Raw genomic sequence first — 22006 nt, forward strand, 5'->3', positions numbered from 1 at the left:
TGGTTTCACGAGATCTGTCATGTTCAAGCTGCCCCGTCTTTTACCCGCCCTGTTGCTGGCCCTGTGCCTGCCCGCCCACGCCAATTGGCACCTCGATGGTGAGTCCTCACGCCTTTCATTCGTCACTGGCAAGGACGGCGACACGGCCGAAGTCCATCGTTTTCTGGTGCTGCATGGTACCGTCGACCGCAAGGGCGCCGCCGGGCTGCGTATCGAGATGGATTCGGTCAGCAGTGGTATCCCGCTGCGGGACGAGCGTATGCGTGACGATCTGTTCGAGGTCGGCCGCTTTGCCGAAGCGACGGTCAAGGCCCAGCTCGACCTGCGGCCGATAAACGATCTGGCCGATGGCGCGCAGATCGAACTGCGCCTGCCGTTGACCGTTACGCTGCATGGCCAGTCGCACAGCTACAACGCCTTGTTGCTGGCAACCCGCCTCGATGCGCGGCGCTTTCAGGTGGTGACCCTTGAGCCACTGATTTTGCAGGCCCACGATTTCGGCTTGCTGCCCGGGCTGGAAACCTTGCGCAAGTTCGCCAAGCTCAAATCCATCAACCCGACGGTACCGGTCAATGCGGTGCTGATTTTCAACGCCCGCTGACATGCCGGGGCCGGTCTTTCCCTGGCGTGATGGCAACCAGTTCGAACTGCTGATCGACGGCCCCGAATTCTTTCCACGCATGCTTCAGGCGATCGTGGATGCGCAAGCCCAGGTCGATCTTGAGTTGTATCTGGTCGAGGCCGGTGCGTGCGCCGAAGCAGTGGTCGATGCACTGGAGCAGGCCGCCCGGCGTGGGGTACGCGTGCGGTGCCTGTTCGATGACTACGGCTCGCTGGCGTTCAATTCGGCTTTGCGCCAACGCCTGCTCGATGCCGGTGTGTACCTGCGCTGGTACAACCGCCTGCGCTGGCGCCGCGGCCTGCGCAACCTGTATCGCGACCATCGCAAGCTGCTGCTGGTCGACGAGCGCCTGGCGGTGGTAGGGGGTACCGGTGTCACCGATGAGTTCTGGACGCCGGGCGAAGCGACCAGCGAGTGGCATGAGGTGATGGTACAGATGCACGGCCCGGTGGTCAGCGATTGGCAGCTACTGTTCGACCGCCAGTGGCAGGCCAACCACCGCCGTACTGCCTGGCGCCCCGCTGAGGGCTTCGGCCTGCCGCGCCTGCCCAAGGTGCCGGTGCATGGCCCGGGCATGGGCCGCGTGGCCTATGCCGACGCCCGCCAGCACCGTGACATCCTGCATTCGCTGGTGCGTGCGCTCAACAGCGGCAAGCAGCGAGTCTGGCTGGCCACACCTTATTTTCTGCCAACCTGGAGCGTGCGCCGTTCGCTGCGCCGGGCGGCAGGCAAGGGCGTCGATGTGCGCCTGCTGCTCACCGGCCCGCGGACCGATCACCCCTCGGTCCGCTACGCCGGCCATCGTTACTACCCTCGTTTATTGCGCGCGGGGGTACGTATCTATGAATACCAGCCGTGCTTCCTGCACCTGAAGATGGCGCTGGTGGATGATTGGGTCAGCGTCGGCTCGTGCAACTTCGATCACTGGAACCTGCGCTTCAACCTGGAGGCCAACCTCGAGGCCTTGGACCCGCCGCTGACGGCCGCCGTGGTCGCCAGCTTCGAACGCGATTTCGCCCTCAGTCACGAAGTCGACCTTGACCACTGGCATGCCCGGCCACTGTGGCGTCGTTTGAAGCAACGGATATGGGGCTGGATGGACCGGCTGGTGGTCAACCTGCTCGACCGTCGTAACTGAAGCAGACTATCGTGCAGGTTGCTTCCCAAACTACCGAAGGAGTGGATGGCGATGACTGCGAAGAAGATTCTCATGCTGGTGGGCGACTACGTCGAGGACTACGAGGCGATGGTGCCTTTTCAGGCCTTGAGCATGGTGGGCCACACGGTGCATGCGGTGTGCCCGGAGAAAATCGCGGGGCAGACGGTGCGCACGGCGATCCACGATTTCGAAGGCGAGCAGACCTACAGCGAGAAGCCTGGCCACAACTTTGCCCTCAATCATGATTTCGTCCAGGTCCGTGCCGAAAGCTACGATGCCTTGCTGATCCCCGGTGGGCGTGCCCCTGAGTATCTGCGCCTGGATGAGCGCGTGCTGGCGCTGGTCAAGGCGTTCGACCAGGCCAGCAAGCCGATTGCGGCGGTTTGCCATGGGGCGCAGTTGCTGGCGGCGGCTGGCGTGCTCGAAGGGCGTGAGTGCAGTGCGTATCCGGCCTGTGCGCCGGAGGTGCGCCTGGCAGGGGGCACGTTCATCGATATCGCAGTGGACCAGGCGCACGTGGATGGCAACCTGGTGACAGCGCCAGCGTGGCCGGCGCACCCGGCATGGCTTGCGGCCTTCCTCAAGGTGCTGGGAACGCGCATCAGCTGAGCCGGCCTGGTCGCCGGCTTGCCGGCGCTGCTGGGTTCAACCCACCTGCTCAACCCAGTCATTGAGGTTGTAGTAGTTGCTTACCCGGGCAATCTTCCCGCAGTGAATGTAGAAGAAGGCGCCTGCCGGTAGCACGTAGGTCTGCCCCTTGGCCGCAGGCAATCCCTCATCATCGGCCAGGTACTCGCCATGTACGGTGAACTCGGCCGCCGCGCGGCTGCCGTCGGCATTTTGCATCACCACGATATCGGCCAGGCGCTCGCGGTAGCAGCGGTTCATCTTGTCCATGAACGCGGCAAACCTGGCCTTGCCCATTTGCCGCTCGCCCTGGTTGATGTCGTGAATCACGTCTTCGCTGAGCAAGGCAAGGAAGGCAGGCATGTCGCCGGCATTGAACGCCGCGTAGTAGGCATTTACCAGTTCGGTAGCGGTCATGGAACAGTTCCTGTCGTGTAGGGGAAAGGTGCAGCCTTGGTTCGGATGATAGGGTTTCCCCTCAAGCCCGGCTTAGCCGAGCGCGTCATCCACATCGACAAAACGACCGCCAAGCATGGAAATACGCCTGTTGCACGGCGCCGCTATCGCGCCTTACATCGATGACCTCGCTCGTCTGCGCCTGACCGTTTTCCGCGAGTTCCCCTATCTCTATGACGGTACGCTGGAGTATGAAGCCGAGTACCTGGCAGCCTATGCGCGTTCCGGCCGCAGCCTGGTAGTGCTGGCCCTGGACAATGGCCAGGTGGTGGGCGCCTCGACCGGCGTGCCGCTGGTGGACGTTGCGCCCCAGTTTCAGCAGCCATTTCTGGCGCAGGGTCGCGACCCGGCCAGCGTGTACTACTTTGGCGAATCGGTGGTACTGCCCCAATACCGTGGCCAAGGCCTGGGCGTGCGCTTCTTCATCGAGCGCGAGTCTTATGCGCACAAGCTGGCCGAGTTCGATTGCTGCGCCTTCTGCACCGTCGAGCGCCCTGGCGTGCACCCAAGGCGGCCTGCCAACTACAAGTCATTGCACGGTTTTTGGCGAAACCGGGGCTTCCTGCATGACCCGTCCCTGCGCACGCATTACGCCTGGCGCGACCTGGACGAGCAGGAAAGCAGCGACAAGATCATGTCGTTCTGGCTCAAGGAATTACCGATATGATCCGTGTGGCGGCCTGCCAGTACGCCATCGAGTTGCATGAATCCTGGAGTGCTTACGCCGAGCACCTGCAACGCGTATGCGCCGAGGCGGTGGCGGCGGGCGCTCAATTGCTGCTGTTGCCTGAATACGCCGGCATGGTGCTCAGCGGCCAGTTGCCTGCCGACCAGCGCGGCGACCTGAAAGCCTCCATCGCCGGTGTTCAGCCGTTGGTCAAACCCTGGTTGGCGCTGTGCGAAGGCATCGCCCGGCGCTTGGGGGTGTACCTGCAGCCGGGCAGCCTGCCGGTGCTGGACAACGATGGGCACTATCGCAACCGGGCTTGGCTGTTCGGGCCGGAAGGTATGCTTGGGCATCAGGACAAACTCATGATGACCCGTTTCGAGCGAGAACACTGGGGCATTAGCGCGGGCCAGGGGCTGCGGGTATTCGATACGCGCCTCGGCCGCCTGGGCATCCTGATCTGCTATGACAATGAGTTCCCGCTGCTGGCGCGGCACTTGGCCGAAGCGGGGGCCGACCTGATTCTGGCGCCCAGTTGTACCGACACCGAAGCGGGCTACCACCGCGTGCGCATCGGTATTCAGGCGCGGGCGCTGGAAAACCAGATAGCGCTGTTGCAGAGCCCGACTGTGGGCTCGGCACCGTGGTCACCGGCGCTGGATGAGAACGTTGGGCGTGCGGGGTTGTTCGTGCCGCCGGATCATGGCATGCCGAGCAATGGGGTGGTGGGTGAAAGCGAAACGCTGAGCCCCGTAGGCAGCCAATGGCTGGTATGCGATGTGGACCTGGGAGCGGTCCGGCGGGTGAGGGAGCAGGGGCAGGTCTTTACCCGGCGCGATTGGCCAGAGCAGTTCGAGCGTATTGCGTGAATCGGGGCCGCGACGCGGCCCCGATACCGATTACTTGACTTCGACCGCCAGGCTTTCGGCGATCTTGCTCTGCCACAGCGCAGGGCCGGTGATGTGCACCGACTCACCGTTGCTGTCCACCGCGACGGTGACCGGCATGTCTTTGACTTCGAACTCGTAGATCGCTTCCATGCCCAGTTCGGCGAAGGCCAGCACCTTGGACTTGCGAATCGCCTGGGCCACCAGGTAGGCGGCGCCGCCGACGGCCATCAGGTAAACGGCCTTGTTGTCCTTGATCGCTTCGATGGCGGTCGGGCCACGCTCGGACTTGCCGATCATGCCCAGCAGGCCGGTTTGCTCAAGGATCTGCCGGGTGAACTTGTCCATCCGGGTGGCGGTGGTCGGGCCAGCCGGGCCTACCACTTCGTCACCGACCGGGTCGACCGGGCCGACGTAGTAGATGAAGCGGCCTTTGAGGTCAACCGGCAGCGCTTCGCCACGGTTGAGCATCTCGACCATGCGCTTGTGCGCGGCATCGCGGCCGGTGAGCATCTTGCCGTTGAGCAGGATGGTCTCGCCCGGTTTCCAGCTGGCGACTTCTTCCGGGGTGATGTCGTCGAGGTTGACGCGGCGGGCGCTCGGGCCTGCTTCCCAGACGATTTCCGGGTAGGCGTCCAGCGACGGGGCTTCCAGCTCGGCCGGGCCGGAGCCGTCGAGCACGAAGTGCGCGTGACGGGTGGCGGCGCAGTTGGGGATCATGCACACCGGCAGCGATGCGGCGTGGGTCGGGTAGTCCATGATCTTGACGTCGAGCACGGTGGTCAGGCCGCCCAGACCTTGGGCGCCGATACCCAGCTGGTTGACCTTCTCGAACAGCTCCAGGCGGATTTCTTCGAGGCGGTTCTGCGGGCCACGGGCTTTGAGTTCATGGATGTCGATGGACTCCATCAACACTTCCTTGGCCATGACCGCAGCTTTTTCGGCGGTACCGCCGATGCCGATGCCGAGCATGCCCGGCGGGCACCAGCCGGCACCCATGGTCGGAACGGTCTTCAGAACCCAGTCGACGATCGAGTCGGACGGGTTGAGCATGGCCATCTTCGACTTGTTTTCCGAGCCGCCGCCTTTGGCTGCCACATCGACTTCGACCTTGTCGCCTGGGACGATCGAGTAGTGGATGACGGCTGGCGTGTTGTCCTTGGTGTTCTTGCGGGCACCGGCCGGGTCGGCCAGGATCGAAGCGCGCAGGACGTTTTCAGGCAGGTTGTAGGCGCGACGCACACCTTCGTTGATCATGTCGTCGACGCTCAGGGTGGCGCCGTCCCAGCGCACGTCCATGCCGACGCGCACGAATACGGTGACGATACCTGTATCCTGACAGATCGGGCGGTGGCCGGTGGCGCACATGCGCGAGTTGATCAGGATCTGGGCGATGGAGTCGCGCGCGGCAGGCGACTCTTCACGCAGGTAGGCCTCGTGCATCGCCTGGATGAAATCGACGGGGTGGTAGTACGAAATGAATTGCAGGGCGTCGGCGACGCTCTGAATCAGGTCGTCTTGCTTGATCACGGTCATGCAGCGCGCTCCTCTTAAAGACGGGAACATTCGTAAAGGCCTTCCGACACTGCACACCTGCGTGTCGAAACGCCTGGCAAGGCGTCGACAGGTCAGGCCGACGCAAAAAGGCGCGGCAGTATAGCGCGCCTGTGCCTGCGAAACACCTGCGCGTGGTCTGGACCATGGTCGGCAGGCGGCGGGCATCCTTTTTGCTGCCGATGCCGGCTTGCCTTAGAGTGGCGATGTATAGCCGGAGAAGTGATGACCATGCCTGAACTCTGTGTGGGCGAGCGCCGCTGGACGGTGCCCACCGGCAGCAATCTGCTCGATGCCCTGAACGATGCGGGGCTGAACGTGCCCTACAGCTGCCGTGCCGGTAGCTGTCATGCCTGCCTGGTGCATTGCCTGGAAGGGCAACCCGCCGATGCACTGCCAGAGGCCTTGGCGCTGGAAAAACACGCTCAGGGCTGGCGACTGGCATGCCAGTGCCGGGTGACTGATGACCTGCGCGTGGCGGTGTTCGACCCCCTGCTGGACGGCATCCCTGCACAGGTCTGTGCGCTGGACTGGTTGGGTGATGTGCTGCGCTTGCGCCTGAGGCCGGAGCGCGCATTGCGTTATCAGGCGGGGCAACATGTGGTGCTGTGGAACGGCCCGGTGGCCCGGCCCTATTCCCTGGCAAGCCTGCCGGGCGAAGACGCGTACCTGGAGTTTCATATCGACTGCCGGCACCCGGGCGCGTTTTGCGACAAGGCCCGTGGTTTGCAGGTCGGCGATACGTTGCGCTTGGGAGAGCTGCGCGGTGGGGCGCTGCATTACGATCTGGACTGGCAGGGGCAGGCGCTATGGCTGCTGGCGGCAGGTACTGGGCTTGCGCCCTTGTGGGGCATCTTGCGCGAGGCGGTGCGCCAGGGGCATCGGGGAGAGATCAGGGTGATGCATGTGGCCCATGATGACGCAGGGCATTATCTGGCTGAGCCGTTGATGCAGATCGAGGGCGTGACTGTCGAGCGGGTACTGGCAGGGCAGCTGGATGCAGCGCTGGCGACACTGCGGCCATCATCGCGCCAGACCATTGCGTTGCTGTGTGGCTCGCCGGCCAGTGTGGAGCGGTTCGCGAGGCGGCTGTTCATTGCGGGGGTACCGAGGAATCAGGTATTTGCCGACGTGTTCGTCGCGCATGCCTGACGGCGCTGTGCAGTGATCGAGCCGGCCTGATCGCTGCGGCGCGTCGTGGCGATGAACCGCAGCGATGGGCCGCAGCGCGGCCCCGGTCAAGACCGATCAGCCGACCAGCGGATCACCGACATGCAGGATCTTCATGCCGTTGGTACCACCGATGGTGTGGTAGCTGTCGCCCTTGGTCAGGATCACCCAGTCGCCTTGCGCCACCAGGCCACGCTTGAGCAGTTCGTCGACCGCCGCCTGGCTGACCTTGTCGGCCGGCAGCGAAGCCGGGTCGAACGCGATCGGGTAGACGCCGCGGAACATCGACGCGCGCGCTTGGGTAGCGCGGTGCGGCGACAGTGCGTAGATCGGCACATGCGAGCGCAGGCGCGACATGATCAGCGGGGTGTAGCCACTTTCGGTGAGGGCGATGATCGCCTTGACACCGGGGAAGTGGTTGGCGGTGTACATGGCCGCCAGGGCGATGCTCTCGTCGCAGCGCTCGAAGGTGGTGTGCAAACGGTGGCTGGATTTCTGGCTGGTCGGATGCTTTTCAGCGCCCAGACAGATGCGCGCCATGGCCTGGACCGCTTCGATCGGGTAGGAACCGGCGGCGCTTTCGGCCGACAGCATCACCGCATCGGTGTTGTCCAGCACGGCGTTGGCCACGTCGGAAACTTCGGCGCGGGTCGGCATCGGGTTCTGGATCATCGACTCCATCATCTGGGTCGCCACGATCACCGCCTTGTTGTTGCGGCGAGCGTGCTGGATGATCTTCTTCTGGATGGCGATCAGCTCGGCGTCACCGATTTCCACGCCCAGGTCGCCACGGGCAACCATCACGGCATCGGAGGCAGCGATCAGCTTGTCGAGGGTTTCGTCGTCGGCAACGGCTTCGGCACGCTCGATCTTCGCCACCAGCCAGGCGCTGCCGCCGGACTCGTCGCGCAGCTTGCGGGCATATTCCATGTCGCTGGCGTCACGCGGGAAGGATACGGCGAGGTAGTCCAGGTCCATTTCCGCGGCCAGCTTGATGTCGGCCTTGTCTTTTTCGGTCAGGGCTGGTGCGGTCAGGCCGCCACCTTTGCGGTTGATGCCTTTGTGGTCCGACAGCGGGCCACCGATGATCACCACGCAGTGCAGTGCATCAGCGGTAGCGGTCTCGACGCGCATGACCACACGGCCGTCGTCGAGCAACAGTTCGTCACCAACGCCGCAGTCCTTGACCAGGTCGGGATAGTCGATACCGACGATGTCCTGGTTGCCTTCGGTCAGCGGATGGGCGGTGGAGAAGGTGAACTTGTCACCGATCTTCAGTTCGATGCGCTTGTTGCTGAACTTGGCGATGCGGATCTTCGGACCCTGCAGATCGCCCAGCAATGCGACATGGCGGCCGTTCTTGGCAGCGATCTCACGGATCAGGCGGGCGCGCGCCTTGTGCTCGTCCGGGGTGCCGTGGGAAAAGTTCAGACGTGCCACGTCCAGGCCGGCGAGGATCAGCTGTTCGATCACTTGCGGCGAGTTGCTGGCGGGGCCGAGGGTGGCGACGATTTTGGTACGGCGGATGGTCATGCACAGACTCCTATAGTGAAGCGCAGCGAAAGGCTACTCCTGAATCGCCCTGTAGTCATTGTTCCGTTGCACTACCTGAAGGCGGGTACGATAGGGCAGCTGCAAGCCGCACGTGGCAAGCTGAAGAAATATACCGGCACGCCGATATACTCTTTATTAAAGGAGATCCCCATGCGAGCCCTGATCGTTTTCGCCCTGGCGGCCAGCGCCGTCGGCTGTACCCGCTGGTCCATGGACCACCACCTGAACAACGCCTATCGTGCGTACGACCGTGGCGATTGCCAACGGGTGATGCTCGAGCTGTCACAGGTCGACCGTACCAGCCGCGCGCGGCCGTTCATTCATCCGGAAGTTTCGTTGCTGCGTGGCCAGTGCCTGGAGCGCCAGAAGCTTTACGTGGACGCTGCACAAACCTACGAGTACCTGATTCAGCAGTATCCACGCAACGAGTATGCCTACCGGGCCAAGGCGCGGCTGCAAACCCTGGAGAAGCTGGGCCACTACCGCGCTGGCGAGGCTGCGATGGCCAACCCGGTGAGTACCTCTCCTTGGCGTTAACACCAAGGTGTCGTTTATTTCACGGGATTTGCCGCGCGCGCTGCGCTAACCTGTAACTCAGTTGTTACAACAACCGCCAGTACCTCGTATTCCTGGCATCGGGTACGGACTGCAATTGTGACCATGTTCAACCAGCGTCATATCGAGCGCCATCAGTTACCTTGCGTACTGATGGTCTTCAATCGCGTGACCGATCAGCCGATCGGGCAGTTGGGCAATGCCTCGGAAGATGGCTTGATGTTGATCAGCCAGTTACCGGTGCTGGTGGGCCCGGATTTCGAATTGCAATTGCGCCTGCCGCTGCCCGGTGGCGGCTTTCAGTTCATCAACCTGACCGCCAGTTGCCTGTGGTGCCGTGAGGACCAGACGCCTGGCCATTACGATTCGGGCTTCATGCTGTTGCAGGCACCACGCGAGTACGACGAGTTCGTGCGCTCGTTGCGCGACTATTTCAGTTTCCATCCGGCCAACGCTTCCGTCTGAGGCCATGTCCGCTAGAATCGGGGCGACCTTCGATCAGGACGACCCCGTGACCTCCAGCATTTTCTGGCACGACTACGAAACCACCGGTATCAATCCGCGCTGCGACAGGCCGTTGCAGGTGGCCGGTGTGCGCACCGACTTCGAGCTCAATGAAATCGACGAGCCGATAAGTCTTTATTGCCGCCCCAGCGACGATATCCTGCCGCACCCGGCGGCTTGCCTGGTGACAGGCATCACCCCGCAGCAGCTGGCCAACCAGGGCCTGAGCGAAGCCGAGTTCATGACGCGGGTGCACGCGCAACTGGCCCAGCCGGGGACCTGCGGCGCGGGTTACAACACGTTGCGCTTCGACGACGAGGTTACCCGCTACAGCCTGTACCGCAATTTCTTCGACCCGTATGCCCGGGAGTGGCAGGGCGGCAATAGCCGCTGGGACTTGATCGATGTGGTCCGCACTGCTTACGCCCTGCGCCCTGAGGGCATCGTCTGGCCGCAACAGGACGGGCGCGTCAGCTTGCGCCTTGAATTGCTCAGCAAGGCCAACGGCATCGATCATGGGCATGCCCACGAGGCACTTTCCGACGTGCGGGCTACCATCGCGCTGGCGCGCTTGATCCGCGACAAGCAGCCTAAGTTGTATGAGTGGCTGTTCCAATTGCGCAGCAAGCACAAAGTGATGGAGCAAATCCGTCTGCTGCAGCCCTTGGTGCATATATCGGGGCGCTTCTCGGCGGCGCGCAATTATCTTGGGGTGGTCTTGCCGTTGGCCTGGCACCCACGTAATCGCAACGCGCTGATTGTGTGCGACCTGCAAAGTGAAACCCTACCCTTATTAAGGGAAAGTGCCGAGGTAATTCGTGAGCGCTTGTACACGCGTCGTGAGGAATTGTCTGATGGGCAATTACCCATACCGCTGAAGTTGGTGCAGATCAATCGCTGCCCGGTAGTGGCGCCGCTTTCGGTATTGCGCGCGGCCGATCAGCAACGGCTCGGGATCGATCTGGCGCTCGTACACGCTCGCGCTGAAGAGTTGGCCAATCAGCAGAACGCCTGGCAACACAAGCTGGAACATATTTACGGCAAGGACGACTTTGCTCCGAGTGAAGATCCCGAGCAGCAATTGTATGAAGGGTTTCTCGGCGACCGCGACCGCCGGCTGTGTGAACAAGTAAGAACGCTGGACCCTTCACAGTTGGGGCAAGGCCACTGGATGTTCGATGACCCGCGCCTGCCTGAGTTGTTGTTCCGGTACCGGGCGCGTAACTTCCCGGACACCTTGAATAGCGAAGAGCGGCAGCGCTGGTATGGTTTCTGTCAGCAGCGATTGAGCGACCCACACTGGGGAGCACCGAACACGCTGGGCGACTTCGAGCAGGCGCGGCAAAGCGCCTGGGCCAAGGCGGACGAGCCGGGGCGCCAGGTGCTGGACGCCTGGCAGGCGCATGCCCGTCAACTGGCAGAGCAATTTGCCATTCCTTTTTGAGTGGTTTTGTACACGCAAACAAAAACGCCGGCATTGTGCCGGCGTTTTTGTTTTAAGCAGTACAGCGATCGAGCGGACAATCAGTCCAGCAGGGTCGCCCAGCTTTCAACCACATCGCCACCCCATTTGGCTTTCCACTCTTTCAGGGTTTTGTGGTTGCCGCCTTTGGTTTCGATCACTTCACCGTTGTGCGGGTTTTTGTATTGCTTGACCTTGCGCGCACGTTTGGTGGCGGTGGTCTTGACTGCGCCACGTGGGCCTTTGCTCAGCTTCGATTCTGGGTCGAGCAGGGCAATGACGTCGCGCAGCGATTTGGAGTATTCGCCCATCAGCGTGCGCAGTTTGCCTTCGAACTCCAGTTCTTTCTTCAGCTTGTCATCCTGCGACAGGTTGGCCAGGCGGGCTTGAAGTTCTTTGATGGCTTCTTCGGTGGCGCGGTATTCGTTGATCAGGGACATGGAGTGTTCCTTAATGCGTGTTCGGGAAATGTGTGGAGCAATAATAGACAGGCGATACTCTCAAGTAAACCTATTAATCAGTTCATCAACTGTTTATGTGGGCTGTGACAAAATATCTCAAGGTTAAAAAAATATTTACATTAGCCCGCGTAACTCGTCATGTTTCGCCTGGCTGTTGCTGCGTGCCACGGCCCGCGTCTAGGCGCGCAAGGGGCGATGGCGGGGTGCAATGATTACTGCGTTTTTCCGGGCGGGCCGCTAGAATGAGCGCCTTTGCGAAGTTCTGGAGTCTTATTCATGCGCACCTATCGTCTGGTGATCGCTTGCCCCGACCGTGTTGGTATCGTGGCGAAAGTCAGTAATTTCCTGGCTTTGTACAATGGCTGGATCAACGAAGCGAGCCACCACTCCGATGAGCAGAGTGGCTGGTTCTTCATGCGCCATGAAATCCGCGCCGAATCGCTGCCATTCGGTATCGAGGCCTTCCGCGAAGCCTTTTCGCCGATAGCCGAAGAGTTTTCCATGACCTGGCGCATTACGGATTCGGCTCAGAAAAAGCGTGTGGTGTTGATGGCGAGCCGTGAATCCCACTGCCTGGCTGATCTGCTGCATCGCTGGCACACGGATGAACTCGATTGCGAGATCCCCTGCGTGATCTCCAACCACAACGACCTGCGCAGCATGGTCGAGTGGCACGGCATCCCGTTCTTCCATGTACCCGTCGACCCGAAAGACAAGGCGCCTGCGTTCGCTGAAGTGTCGCGCCTGGTCCAGGAACATGCGGCCGATGTGGTTGTGCTGGCGCGGTACATGCAAATCCTGCCACCGCAGTTGTGCCAGGATTACGCCGAAAAAGTCATCAACATCCACCACAGCTTCCTGCCGTCGTTCGTCGGTGCCAAGCCTTACCACCAGGCCGCCCTGCGTGGGGTGAAGCTGATCGGTGCTACTTGCCACTACGTGACCGAAGAACTGGACGCAGGCCCGATCATCGAGCAGGACGTGGTGCGTGTGAGCCATGCCGACAGCATCGAGGACATGGTCCGCTTCGGCCGCGATGTGGAGAAGATGGTGCTTGCCCGTGGCCTGCGCTATCACTTGGAAGACCGCGTGCTGGTGCACGGCAACAAGACTGTGGTGTTCGACTGATACGGGCTTTGGGGCTGCACTGCAGCCCCAGCCATGCAGGGGGTGAAACATGACAGGCTCACGCAACAAACCCACCGCATCAGCACCGCCTACCCTCGGGGAAGGCTGCCTTTCTCGCTACGACCCCGACGCCCTGAGCGAACAGGACGGCACTGATTTCCCCGGTGCCGCTGAGCTCTGGCGCCAGCTCAACCCGTCTGACGCCGCCAGCGCTCCAGCAGGGGACGCGCCAGCAGGCAGACAAACACCGGCCCCCCGGCCAGCAGATAAAAGTAGTAAGTGACCGCACGCCAGATCAGGATCGCCGCAGCCGCGGTGGAACTGCCCACCAAAGGCGTCAACAGGCTCGCCGAGGTCAGCTCGGCCGCCCCGGCGCCGCCCGGCAGCAGGCTGAACTGCCCGGCACTGAGCGAGAGCATCTGTACCAGGAAGCTCGGAATCCACGACAACTCCACACCCAAGCCTTGCAAGACCAGGTACAGCACGCTGTAGCGCAGGCTCCAATGCGCGCAGGTGAGGGTGAACACCAGTGCCAGTGTGCTTTTTGGCAGCTGCCAGGTCTGCGCCAAGGCATCGATGAAGTGCAACAGCTTGCGCGCCCAGCGCCGTTTGCGCGCAGGCGCCACCCCCATGCGCTGCAGCAGCCGCCCATTCAGGCGCATCACCGTCCGTCGGTACCGTAGCAGCGCCACGATTGCCGCCAGTGCCGAGCACAGCAGTAGGGCACTGCCCAGCAACATGCTCTGCTGGCTGCGGCCAAGGCTGTGGAACAGTGCGTAACCGGCGATTGCCAACATGGCGCAGAAGAAGAACAGCAGATCATTCAACTGGTCCATGGCAAACACCGCGCCGCTGCGTGCCGGGCCGATACGGTCACGGGCCAGCAGGGCCATGAGTGTCAACGGCCCGCCGCTGCCGCCTGGGGTGGTGCAAATGGCGAATTCGGTGGCCATCACCACGCCGAGGCTGCGCACGTGGCCAAGCTTTGCTCCCTGCTGGCCAAGCAGCAGGCGCAAGCGCACGGCATTGATTACCCAGCACATCAGGATCATGCCCAGCAGGGTCAGCAGCAGTGCGGGGTCGAAGGCCTTGAGCCTGGGCAGCAGGTCGCTGCCCCCCAGCAGGGCCGGTATCACCATGGCCATCACCAGCGCCATGGCCAGCCAGCCCAGACGGTTCATCCTACTGCCTGGCGCTGTAGCCAGGCCGACTTGGTCAGGGGGGCGCGCCCTTGCATCAGCAGCTTGTCCAGCGTGCGCAGCCAGTAATCTCGTGAGGCGCGGTGGCGCATGTCCACGGGGTGCAGCCCAAGGCGCAGGGTCTCAGCGTTGCGCCAGCGCCTGCACTGCCAGTCACAGACCACCTGCGACACACCACGACGCCAGGCGCTGCGGGCACTCCAGACCAGGCCCGGGGCATTGAACGCGGTGAAGTCGGGTAAACGATAAAGGTGCTGCGGGGTGCTGGTGTAGCGCAACGGCAATTGGCTCAAGGCCTGGCGGGTGCCTTGGCTCATCAGCCAGGCTGGGGCGACGAAGCCTGCCACGGGCCAGCCTTGCCGGTCGAAGACTTCAAGGCCGGCCTCCAGGCGTTGCATGGCCTGCGCCTGGTTCAAGGCATAGAACTCCCCTTCATGGGTGTACAGGCGGCGCATGAAGTAGTCACGCAGGCTGCGTGGCGCTGGCCCGTCGTCGGCGTGATACAAGCCATGCAGCGCCAGTTCGTCGCCACGCGCCAGGCGTCGTTCGAGCAGGCGGCAGAATGCGGGTGAGCCTGCCAGCGGGTTGCGGTGATGGAAGTTCGGCACTACCAGCCAGGTCATGGGCACATGGCCCATTTCGTCGACGGCCTCGACGAAGGGCTGGTAATCCGGCCAGGTCTCAGGCGCCATGTCATGCAGCACAAGCATCAGGCTGCCCGGCGCGGCGCTGGTCTCAAGCATGGGCGCGTACCTGCGGTTGATGGCCAAGCACCGCCTGATAGTGCTGCAGCAGGCCGGCGACGACATTGTCCCATGAATAATGCTGCTCCACATGGCTGCGGGCCTGGGCCCCGAGCTTGCGCACGCCGGCTTCGAACACCTCACGCACCGCGGTGGCCATGGCCAGGCCGTCGTTTGCCCGGCACAGGCGCCCGCACTGCTCATTGACGATCTCGCCGAAGGCCCCGGCGTGCACGGCCACCACGGGCGTGGCGCTGGCCATGGCTTCAAGGATGACCAGGCCGAAGGTTTCCTGGTCGCCGGCATGCACCAGCAGGTCGGCGCTGGCCACGAGCCGGGCGACGTCCTGCGGCGCGCAGAATCGATTGATCACACTGACGTTGTCAGGGACGTTGCTTGGCATGTTCGAGCCTACCAGCAGCAGGTGGTAAGGGCGGCCAAGGCGCTGTATGCAATCGAGCAGTACGGGCAGGTTTTTTTCCCGCGAGCCACGGCCAGCGAAGACCAGCAGGCGGCTGGTATCGGGGATACCCAGTTCGGCGCGCAGTTGTGGGTCACGGTGTTGCGGGTTGAACGTGGCCAAGTCCACGCCCAGGCGCTGCACATGCACATCGCGCACGCCCAGGCGGCGAAGTTTGTCGGCCATCACCTGGCTGGGCGCCAGCACTCGGTCGAAATTGCCGTACAGCTTGCTGACATAGGCTTCTACATTCGGCGTGAACCAGTTGCCCATGCGGTTGCTGACCAGCAGTGGCAAGTCGGAGTGATAGAAGCCGATCACGGGGACATCGAGCTGGCGGCGCGCCTCGAGGGCGGCCCAGGCGGTCAGGTACGGGTCACCCACTTCGATGAGGTCGGGCTTGAGGCCGCGCAGCACATTGCACCAGGGAGCAAGGCGCACGGGGAAGCGGTAGCCTTTGCCAAAGGGCAGGGGCGGCGCCGGAACTTGATAGATGCCGTCTTCCTGGCGAGCACTGGCCCCGGGAATCAACAGGCTGTGGCGTACGCCCTCAATGGCGTCGAGACGGTGGTGTTTGGCATCAAGATAGGTACGTACGCCCCCGCTGGCCGGGGCGTAGAACATGGTGATGTCAGCGATGTGCACGATCAGCATCCCTCCGGGATCGACTTTTGGTCCGTCATCGGGCTGTAACAGGCCGACGATGACGCGCCTAAAGATTGACCTACCTGAAGGATAGTTTGTTCGGTTGGGTTGGGAGCTGCAGCTGCAAGCTGCAAGCGGCAAGCTACAAGCGAGAGGGCGCATGGCCCGCTTTTACTTGCAGCTTGCAGCTTGCCGCTTGCCGCTTAGATGCGGAAGCTGCCTACCAGGTGCTTGAGGCGGGTGGCCTGTTGTTCGAGGTCCGAGCACGCTCGCAGGGTGGCCTGGAGGTTCTCCACGCCTTCCTGGTTGAGCATGTTGATCTCATTGATGTCCATGTTGATCGAGTCGACCACCGCTGTTTGCTCTTCGGTTGCAGTTGCCACCGACTGGTTCATGCCGTCGATTTCACCGATGCGTACAGTCACGCTGTCCAGGCGCTCACCCGCCTGGTTGGCGATCGCCATGCTGTCCTGGCTGTGGCGCTGGCTCTGGCCCATGGTGTCCACCGACTCACGGGCACCGACCTGCAGCTCCTCGATCATCGCCTGGACCTGTTGCGCCGACTCTTGGGTACGGTGCGCCAGATTGCGGACTTCGTCGGCGACCACGGCAAAACCACGCCCGGCTTCACCCGCCCGTGCGGCTTCGATGGCAGCGTTCAGCGCCAGCAGGTTGGTCTGCTGGGAGATGCTGGTGATCACTTCGAGGATCTGGCCGATGTTCACCGTCTTGCTGTTGAGCGTTTCGATGTGCGCGCTGGACGTGACGATCAGGTCCGACAGGCGATTCATCGCCTCGATATTGCGCGTCACTACCTGCTGACCTTCTTCTGCCAGCAGCCGTGCAGAACTTGCATGCTGCGAAGCCTGGGCGGCATTGCCGGCGATTTCCTGGGCGGCGGCACCCAGTTCATTGATGGCCGCGGCAACGCTGTTGGTGCGGTTGGACTGCTCGTCGGAGTTGGTCATCGACGAGTTGGAGGCGCTGATCACGCGCAGCGCCACCTCGTTGACCTGCTCGGTGGCCGAGGACACCTCGCGGATCGAGCCGTGGATGCGCTCGACGAAGCGGTTGAAGGCAGTGCCGAGGATGCCGAACTCATCCTGCTGGTGAATTTTCAAGCGTTTGGTCAGGTCGCCTTCACCTTCGGCAATGTCCTCCATGGCGCGGGTCATGGTGAGCAACGGCTGCATCAGCACGCGGATCAGCAGGCCCAGCAAACCGATGATGATCACGACCGCTACCACCGTGGCGATCACTGCCGAAGTACGGAAGTTGCTGAGCATGGCAAAGGCTTTGTCCTTGTCCACGGACAGGCCGATGTACCAGTTGGCCGATGGCAGGCCCTTGATCGGGGTGAAGGTCAGCAGGCGGGTCTGGCCATCGGCTTCGATTTCAGTCAGCTCGCCAGTCAGTTTCGGCGTGTGCTGCGGGAACAGGTCCGACAACGATTTCATGACCAGTGCCTTGTCAGGGTGCACCAGAATCTTGCCTTGGTCGTTGACCAGGAAGGCGTAGCCCATGCCGCCAAAATTCAGCGAGTTGATGATCTGCACCAGGCCGTCCAGCGCCAGGTCGCCGCCGACCACGCCCACACCCGCGGACACTTTGCTGAGGATGCCGATGACCATCTGGTTGGTGGTCATGTCGATGTAGGGCTCGGTGAGGATGGCGCCTGTGGCGCTCATGCCATCCTTGTACCAGGGGCGGGTGCGGGGGTCGTAACCATCCGGCATCTTCGAGTCGGGGCGCACGCTGAAGCCGCCATCGACCTTGCCCAGGTAGACGGTCAAAAAGCTTGAAGTCAGGGCGCTCTGGCCCATCAGCGTTTCTGCGCTGGCAGGTTGCTGGGCGATGTTCTGCGCCAGGTTTTCAACCAGCGTTATCCGGCCTTCGAACAGGTTGCGAATGTTGTTCGAAGTGGAGGCGCCCATTTCAGCCAGATAATTCTCCAGGTTTTCACGGATGGCATTACGCTGGAGATAGTCGTTGTAGAGGGTGAACAGGCTGAAGGCGAGTATCACGATCAGTGATGCGGCCAAAAGAATCTTGTGGCTGAAACGAAGGCTTTTGTTCATGGCGTGATCGGTTCCGCTAAGGTTTTTATCGGGCGTTCGCACGAGTACCGCTTAAAACAGTGCAACATCCCGTAAGTCCTTTCAGGGGTGTTCTGTCTTCAAAGGCGAATATCATCCAGAGCTATCGGCTGATGGGTGGTCGAGCTTGAGCAGGGGATTAAAAAGATGTCGGAAAACTCGACGATAGTTGTAGGTGCTGGCCCGGATGGCCAGCCTGTGACCCAAGCCATGCGCCTGGCTAACCGCCATGGCCTGGTCGCCGGTGCCACCGGTACCGGCAAGACCGTGACCTTGCAACACCTGGCGGAAGCGTTCAGTGATGCCGGTGTGGCGGTGTTCGCGGCCGATGTCAAAGGTGACCTGTGTGGTGTCGGTGCGGCGGCAGCGCCCCAGGGCAAGGTGGCCGAGCGCATTGCCGGCATGCCTTGGCTGGGGTACCGGGCGCAAGCGTACCCGTTGAGCCTTTGGGATATCGCCGGGCAGTCCGGCCACCCGCTGCGCACCACCCTGAGCGAGATGGGGCCGCTGTTGCTTGGCAACCTGCTTGAACTGACCGACAGCCAGCAGGCAGCGTTGTATGCCGCATTCAAGGTGGCCGACCGTGACGGTTTGCTGCTGCTCGATCTCAAGGACCTCAAAGCGCTGCTGGCACACCTTAAAGACAATCCCCAGTTGCTGGGCGAAGACAGTGCACTGATGACCACCGGTTCGACCCAGGCATTGTTGCGTCGTTTGGCAACGTTGGAGCAGCAGGGCGCCGAGGCGCTGTTCGGTGAGCCGGCATTGCAACTGGAGGACCTGCTGCGCACGGACGCTGATGGTCGTGGGCGAATCCACCTGCTCGATGCCAGCCGCTTGGTGCATGAGGCGCCGAAGGTCTACGCCACCTTCCTGCTGTGGCTGTTGGCCGAACTGTTCGAGCAGTTGCCGGAGCGAGGCGATGCCGACAAGCCGGTGCTTGCGCTGTTTTTCGACGAAGCCCATCTACTGTTCAACGGCACCCCGAAAGCGCTGCAGGATCGATTGGAACAGGTGGTTCGGCTCATCCGCTCCAAGGGCGTGGGGGTGTTCTTTGTCACCCAGTCGCCGGGCGATCTGCCCGACAGCGTGCTGGCCCAATTGGGGTTGCGTATACAGCATGGGTTACGGGCGTTTACCGCCAAGGAGCAGAAGTCGCTGCGGGCCGTGGCAGACGGCTTTCGCCCGAACCCGGCATTCGACACTCTGGCAGTGCTGACCGAGCTTGGGATTGGCGAGGCGCTGGTGGGGACGCTTGAAGACCGGGGGACGCCGGCGATGGTGCAGCGAGTACTGATCGCGCCGCCGCAATCGCGAATCGGGCCGTTGAGTGCGGGCGAGCGTAGTGCGCTGATAGCCGGGTCGCCGTTGGCGGGGCGCTATGACAAGCCGATCGACCGTGAGTCGGCGTATGAAATGCTGGCCCGGCGCAAAGGCGAGCCGGCGGAGCCGGTACCGGCGCCCCAGGCGGATGAAGACAGCTTGGTGGACAAGGCTGGGGACTTCTTGCAGAGCGCCGCAGGGCAGGCGATCAAGTCGGCTGTGCGTCAGGCGGCCAATCAGTTAGGGCGCCAACTGGTGCGGGGGTTGATGGGGTCGTTGCTCGGGGGCAAGAAGCGTTAGCGGTGGTGATGCTGGCTTCTGTGCATTAAAAGCCGCTTGAGGGTTGGTGTTGGTCAGCCCGGGTAAAAGGGGCCGCAGAGCGGCCCTTTTCACTGCACTGCCAAGGTTCAGCCGATTGCCTTGGATGCCAGCCAGAACAAGCCAGCCGCAAGGCCCATCGTCGCAGGCAGGGTCAATACCCAGGCCAGCAGGATGGTTTTCACCGTGCCGCCTTGCAGGCCACTCTTGTTGGCAACCATGGTGCCGGCCACACCGGACGACAACACATGGGTCGTCGAAACCGGCAGGGCGAACACGTTGGCCATGCCAATGGCGCAGGCTGCGGTGATCTGCGCCGACATGCCCTGGGCATAGGTCATGCCCTGTTTGCCGATCTTCTCGCCTACGGTCAGTACAACGCGTTTCCAGCCGACCATGGTCCCCAGGCCCAGCGCCAGGGCGACGGCAACGATTACCCAGAACGGGGCATATTCGGTGGTGGCGGTGAGGTCTTTGCGCAACTTGTCGAGGTCGGACTTTTCACGCGCCTCCAGCCCTGGCAGCTTGCCAACCTTCTTCGCCGTATCATCCAGGCACAGCAGGTAGCGGCGCACTTCCACACGCTTTTCGGCGTCAAGGGCACGGTAATCGGTAACGCCCTGAAGCGAGGATTGCAATGCCGCGATGGTAGGTTCGGTCTGCTGCGGGTTGCAGCTGAACTGCTCCGGAAGGTCGCTGGCCTGCGCCTTGCCCAGTGCCAGGAACTCGCCAAGTGTGGCGGCGTTGCGCTGGTAGAACTGGCTAAGGTGCATCGTTGCGTCGCGGGTGCGTTCGATCTGGTAAGTGGTGCTGTTCAGGTCGAGTACGAACTTGGCCGGAACAATGCCGATCAGCACCAGCATGATCAGGCCGATGCCCTTCTGGCCGTCGTTGGAGCCGTGTACGAAGCTCACGCCCATGGCCGAAATCACCAGCACCAGGCGGTTCCAGAAGGGTGGGTGCTTCTTGTCGTCGAGCTTGCGGCGTTGCTCTGGTGTCTTGTGCATCTTCGACAGCGGGCGCCACCATTTCAGGCCGAGCAGCAACAGCGCAGCGACAGCGAAGCCAGCCATGGGCGAAATGACCAACGACATGGCGATGTCGATCGCCTTCTGCCAGTTGACGCCGTCACCCAAGGGAATGTCGCTGATCAGGGCATTGGCCAGGCCCACGCCCAGGATCGAACCGATCAAGGTGTGCGAGCTCGAGGCCGGGATGCCGAAATACCAGGTGCCCAGGTTCCAGGTGATGGCCGCAGCCAGCAACGAGAAGACCATGGCCAGGCCATGCCCGGTGTTCACATTGATCAGCAGCTCGACCGGCAGCAGGTGAACGATGGCGTAAGCCACCCCGACACCGCCCAGCAGAACGCCAAGGAAGTTGAACACCCCGGAGAAGAACACGGCCAGGTGTGGTGGCATGGCTTTGGTATAGATGACGGTGGCTACCGCGTTGGCGGTGTCATGAAAGCCATTGATGAACTCGAATGCGAGCACGAAGGTCAGGGCGAGCAGCAGGCTCACCAATACCCAGGCATCCAGTCCGCTGAATAAATCGATCATGAAGGTTGTCTGGCGGTCATTTGGGGGGCGGGATTATGCCAGAAAACCTTTGCAATCGATGCACCCGCAGCTGACCGATGGCAGCCTTTTGCGCGCCCCCCTAGCGTCATTACCCACGGCGTAAAGCGCAGAAAGCTCCGCTAAAAATCACAAAAAGCGCCGAAATCCAGGGTATTCCTACAAAATGGACTCGCCATTCAGGATTCAAACGGCTGTATGAAATTTGTGTAATTCCATTTCATGAGTGGCTGTTCGGTAACGATCTATGTCCCGAGCGCCGCCCCTGACCGCGAATGCGATTGCCTGCGGCAAATGGCTCAGGTGTCTTCGTTGCGCAACTCTTTCTCCATCTTTTCCAGTTCCTGGTTGAAGGCCTGGTCCTGGACCGTGGCCCGCTTGCGCCAAGGTTTGCGCTCCGGTTCCGGTTGAGCGGCGTAAGTGGTGACTTCACCACCGTAAACTTCCTTGTAACGTTCAGCCTGGCGCTCCAGTTCCGCGCGCAGTTCATCTTTCGTCACAGTAGTACCTGAATGTAAAAAGTGGCCGGTAATGCGTGCACATGCACGTTGCCCATGCACTGGGCGTGCTGGTCGTCGGATAAAGGTAGGCGGTAAGTGCCTTGCCCGAATATCGAACCGGGCCAGCCGGTTGGATTATAGCAATCGATAAAACGCCAGCCAGCGTAATTTACCCAGCGCCTACAACCCTTTGTTCAAGTTGCGGGTAATGGCTGCTTGTGCAAAGTTTGAACGGCCGGTGCATGGAAAGTTCGCTGCTGTTCGGGTGCCAGCAGGGAAATAAAAACGGCCTCGCACAAAGGCGAGGCCGCTGCCTGGGGACTTCTACGGTGGGTA

21 protein-coding genes and 1 pseudogene are annotated in these 22006 nt (G+C 62.0%); 11 read left to right on the plus strand and 11 right to left on the minus strand.

The features are described 5' to 3' along the window. Positions 1-19: 19 nt before the first annotated feature. From JNA92_RS11430 to JNA92_RS11440, 3 genes are read left to right on the plus strand one after another with little or no spacing between them, the layout of a single operon-like run. Positions 20-601 (plus strand): YceI family protein, encoded by a 582-nt coding sequence (locus JNA92_RS11430; protein ID WP_241804763.1) that lies wholly within the window; start codon positions 20-22, stop codon positions 599-601. A 1-nt stretch (position 602) separates the two neighbouring features. Then, entirely contained in the window at positions 603-1760 is a 1158-nt protein-coding gene (locus JNA92_RS11435; protein WP_241804764.1) for a phospholipase D-like domain-containing protein, read from the plus strand. A 51-nt stretch (positions 1761-1811) separates the two neighbouring features. Next, positions 1812-2390: a DJ-1/PfpI family protein gene (locus JNA92_RS11440; RefSeq protein WP_241804765.1), complete on the plus strand. Its 579-nt coding sequence runs from the start codon at positions 1812-1814 to the stop codon at positions 2388-2390. A gap of 36 nt (positions 2391-2426) precedes the next feature. On the opposite strand, the gene JNA92_RS11445 is transcribed toward JNA92_RS11440, so the two are convergent. Next, on the minus strand, positions 2427-2825 hold the full coding sequence (locus tag JNA92_RS11445; RefSeq protein WP_241804766.1) for a nuclear transport factor 2 family protein: 399 nt from the start codon (positions 2823-2825) through the stop codon (positions 2427-2429). Positions 2826-2940: 115 nt separating this feature from the next. Here JNA92_RS11445 and JNA92_RS11450 point away from each other — a divergent pair, with 115 nt between their 5' ends. Then, positions 2941-3531 (plus strand): GNAT family N-acetyltransferase, encoded by a 591-nt coding sequence (locus tag JNA92_RS11450; protein ID WP_241804767.1) that lies wholly within the window; start codon positions 2941-2943, stop codon positions 3529-3531. Beyond that, positions 3528-4400 (plus strand): carbon-nitrogen hydrolase family protein, encoded by an 873-nt coding sequence (locus JNA92_RS11455; RefSeq protein ID WP_241804768.1) that lies wholly within the window; start codon positions 3528-3530, stop codon positions 4398-4400. The genes JNA92_RS11450 and JNA92_RS11455 overlap by 4 nt, the downstream gene beginning before the upstream one ends. A 30-nt stretch (positions 4401-4430) precedes the next feature. On the opposite strand, the gene JNA92_RS11460 is transcribed toward JNA92_RS11455, so the two are convergent. After that, on the minus strand, positions 4431-5954 hold the full coding sequence (locus JNA92_RS11460; protein ID WP_016488901.1) for a fumarate hydratase: 1524 nt from the start codon (positions 5952-5954) through the stop codon (positions 4431-4433). Between the two features lie 249 nt (positions 5955-6203). On the opposite strand from JNA92_RS11460, the gene JNA92_RS11465 reads away from it, so the two are divergent. Next, positions 6204-7124, plus strand: a complete 921-nt coding sequence (locus JNA92_RS11465) for an iron-sulfur-binding ferredoxin reductase (RefSeq protein ID WP_241804928.1) — start codon at positions 6204-6206, stop codon at positions 7122-7124. 96 nt (positions 7125-7220) lie between these two features. Here JNA92_RS11465 and pyk read toward each other — a convergent pair whose 3' ends face one another. Then, positions 7221-8675, minus strand: coding sequence for a pyruvate kinase (pyk, locus tag JNA92_RS11470; RefSeq protein WP_039604343.1), 1455 nt, complete (start codon positions 8673-8675; stop codon positions 7221-7223). A 171-nt stretch (positions 8676-8846) separates the two neighbouring features. On the opposite strand from pyk, the gene JNA92_RS11475 reads away from it, so the two are divergent. From JNA92_RS11475 to sbcB, 3 genes are all read left to right on the plus strand, one after another. Further along, positions 8847-9233, plus strand: a complete 387-nt coding sequence (locus JNA92_RS11475) for a tetratricopeptide repeat protein (RefSeq protein WP_241804769.1) — start codon at positions 8847-8849, stop codon at positions 9231-9233. Positions 9234-9356: 123 nt separating this feature from the next. Further along, the gene (locus JNA92_RS11480) at positions 9357-9716 is read left to right on the plus strand and encodes a PilZ domain-containing protein (RefSeq protein WP_241804929.1); all 360 of its coding nucleotides are present in this window, start codon (positions 9357-9359) and stop codon (positions 9714-9716) included. A 46-nt stretch (positions 9717-9762) separates the two neighbouring features. Beyond that, positions 9763-11199 (plus strand): exodeoxyribonuclease I, encoded by a 1437-nt coding sequence (sbcB, locus tag JNA92_RS11485; RefSeq protein ID WP_241804770.1) that lies wholly within the window; start codon positions 9763-9765, stop codon positions 11197-11199. 80 nt (positions 11200-11279) lie between these two features. Here sbcB and mvaT read toward each other — a convergent pair whose 3' ends face one another. After that, entirely contained in the window at positions 11280-11657 is a 378-nt protein-coding gene (gene mvaT / locus JNA92_RS11490; protein ID WP_012312927.1) for a histone-like nucleoid-structuring protein MvaT, read from the minus strand. A gap of 297 nt (positions 11658-11954) precedes the next feature. Between mvaT and purU the strand changes: the two genes are divergently transcribed. Then, a complete protein-coding gene (purU, locus tag JNA92_RS11495) occupies positions 11955-12806 on the plus strand; it encodes a formyltetrahydrofolate deformylase (protein WP_241804771.1) in 852 nt (283 codons plus the stop codon). Positions 12807-12994: 188 nt separating this feature from the next. Here purU and JNA92_RS11505 read toward each other — a convergent pair whose 3' ends face one another. From JNA92_RS11505 to JNA92_RS26070, 5 genes and pseudogenes are all read right to left on the minus strand, one after another. Beyond that, positions 12995-13987 carry a lysylphosphatidylglycerol synthase transmembrane domain-containing protein gene (locus JNA92_RS11505; RefSeq protein WP_241804773.1) on the minus strand — a complete coding sequence of 331 codons (993 nt, stop codon included), beginning with the start codon at positions 13985-13987 and terminating at the stop codon, positions 12995-12997. Further along, positions 13984-14748 (minus strand): DUF2334 domain-containing protein, encoded by a 765-nt coding sequence (locus tag JNA92_RS11510; protein WP_241804774.1) that lies wholly within the window; start codon positions 14746-14748, stop codon positions 13984-13986. The genes JNA92_RS11505 and JNA92_RS11510 overlap by 4 nt, the downstream gene beginning before the upstream one ends. Further along, positions 14741-15862 (minus strand): glycosyltransferase family 4 protein, encoded by a 1122-nt coding sequence (locus JNA92_RS11515; protein WP_241804775.1) that lies wholly within the window; start codon positions 15860-15862, stop codon positions 14741-14743. Before JNA92_RS11515 ends, JNA92_RS11510 begins: the two co-directional genes overlap by 8 nt. A gap of 194 nt (positions 15863-16056) precedes the next feature. Next, positions 16057-16821 (minus strand): methyl-accepting chemotaxis protein, encoded by a 765-nt coding sequence (locus JNA92_RS26065; RefSeq protein WP_372490470.1) that lies wholly within the window; start codon positions 16819-16821, stop codon positions 16057-16059. Between the two features lie 93 nt (positions 16822-16914). Beyond that, positions 16915-17931, minus strand: a pseudogene (locus tag JNA92_RS26070) (cache domain-containing protein); the annotation flags it as partial. A 165-nt stretch (positions 17932-18096) separates the two neighbouring features. On the opposite strand from JNA92_RS26070, the gene JNA92_RS11525 reads away from it, so the two are divergent. Beyond that, the gene (locus JNA92_RS11525; protein WP_241804777.1) at positions 18097-19572 is read left to right on the plus strand and encodes a helicase HerA-like domain-containing protein; all 1476 of its coding nucleotides are present in this window, start codon (positions 18097-18099) and stop codon (positions 19570-19572) included. A gap of 107 nt (positions 19573-19679) precedes the next feature. Here the strand turns inward: JNA92_RS11525 and JNA92_RS11530 are convergent, their stop codons facing one another. Further along, a complete protein-coding gene (locus tag JNA92_RS11530) occupies positions 19680-21152 on the minus strand; it encodes an inorganic phosphate transporter (protein ID WP_241804778.1) in 1473 nt (490 codons plus the stop codon). A gap of 317 nt (positions 21153-21469) precedes the next feature. Then, a complete protein-coding gene (locus tag JNA92_RS11535; protein WP_012312935.1) occupies positions 21470-21670 on the minus strand; it encodes a hypothetical protein in 201 nt (66 codons plus the stop codon). Positions 21671-22006 lie beyond the last annotated feature (336 nt).

Source organism: Pseudomonas putida (genome assembly GCF_022627325.1).
GTDB lineage: Bacteria > Pseudomonadota > Gammaproteobacteria > Pseudomonadales > Pseudomonadaceae > Aquipseudomonas > Aquipseudomonas putida_X.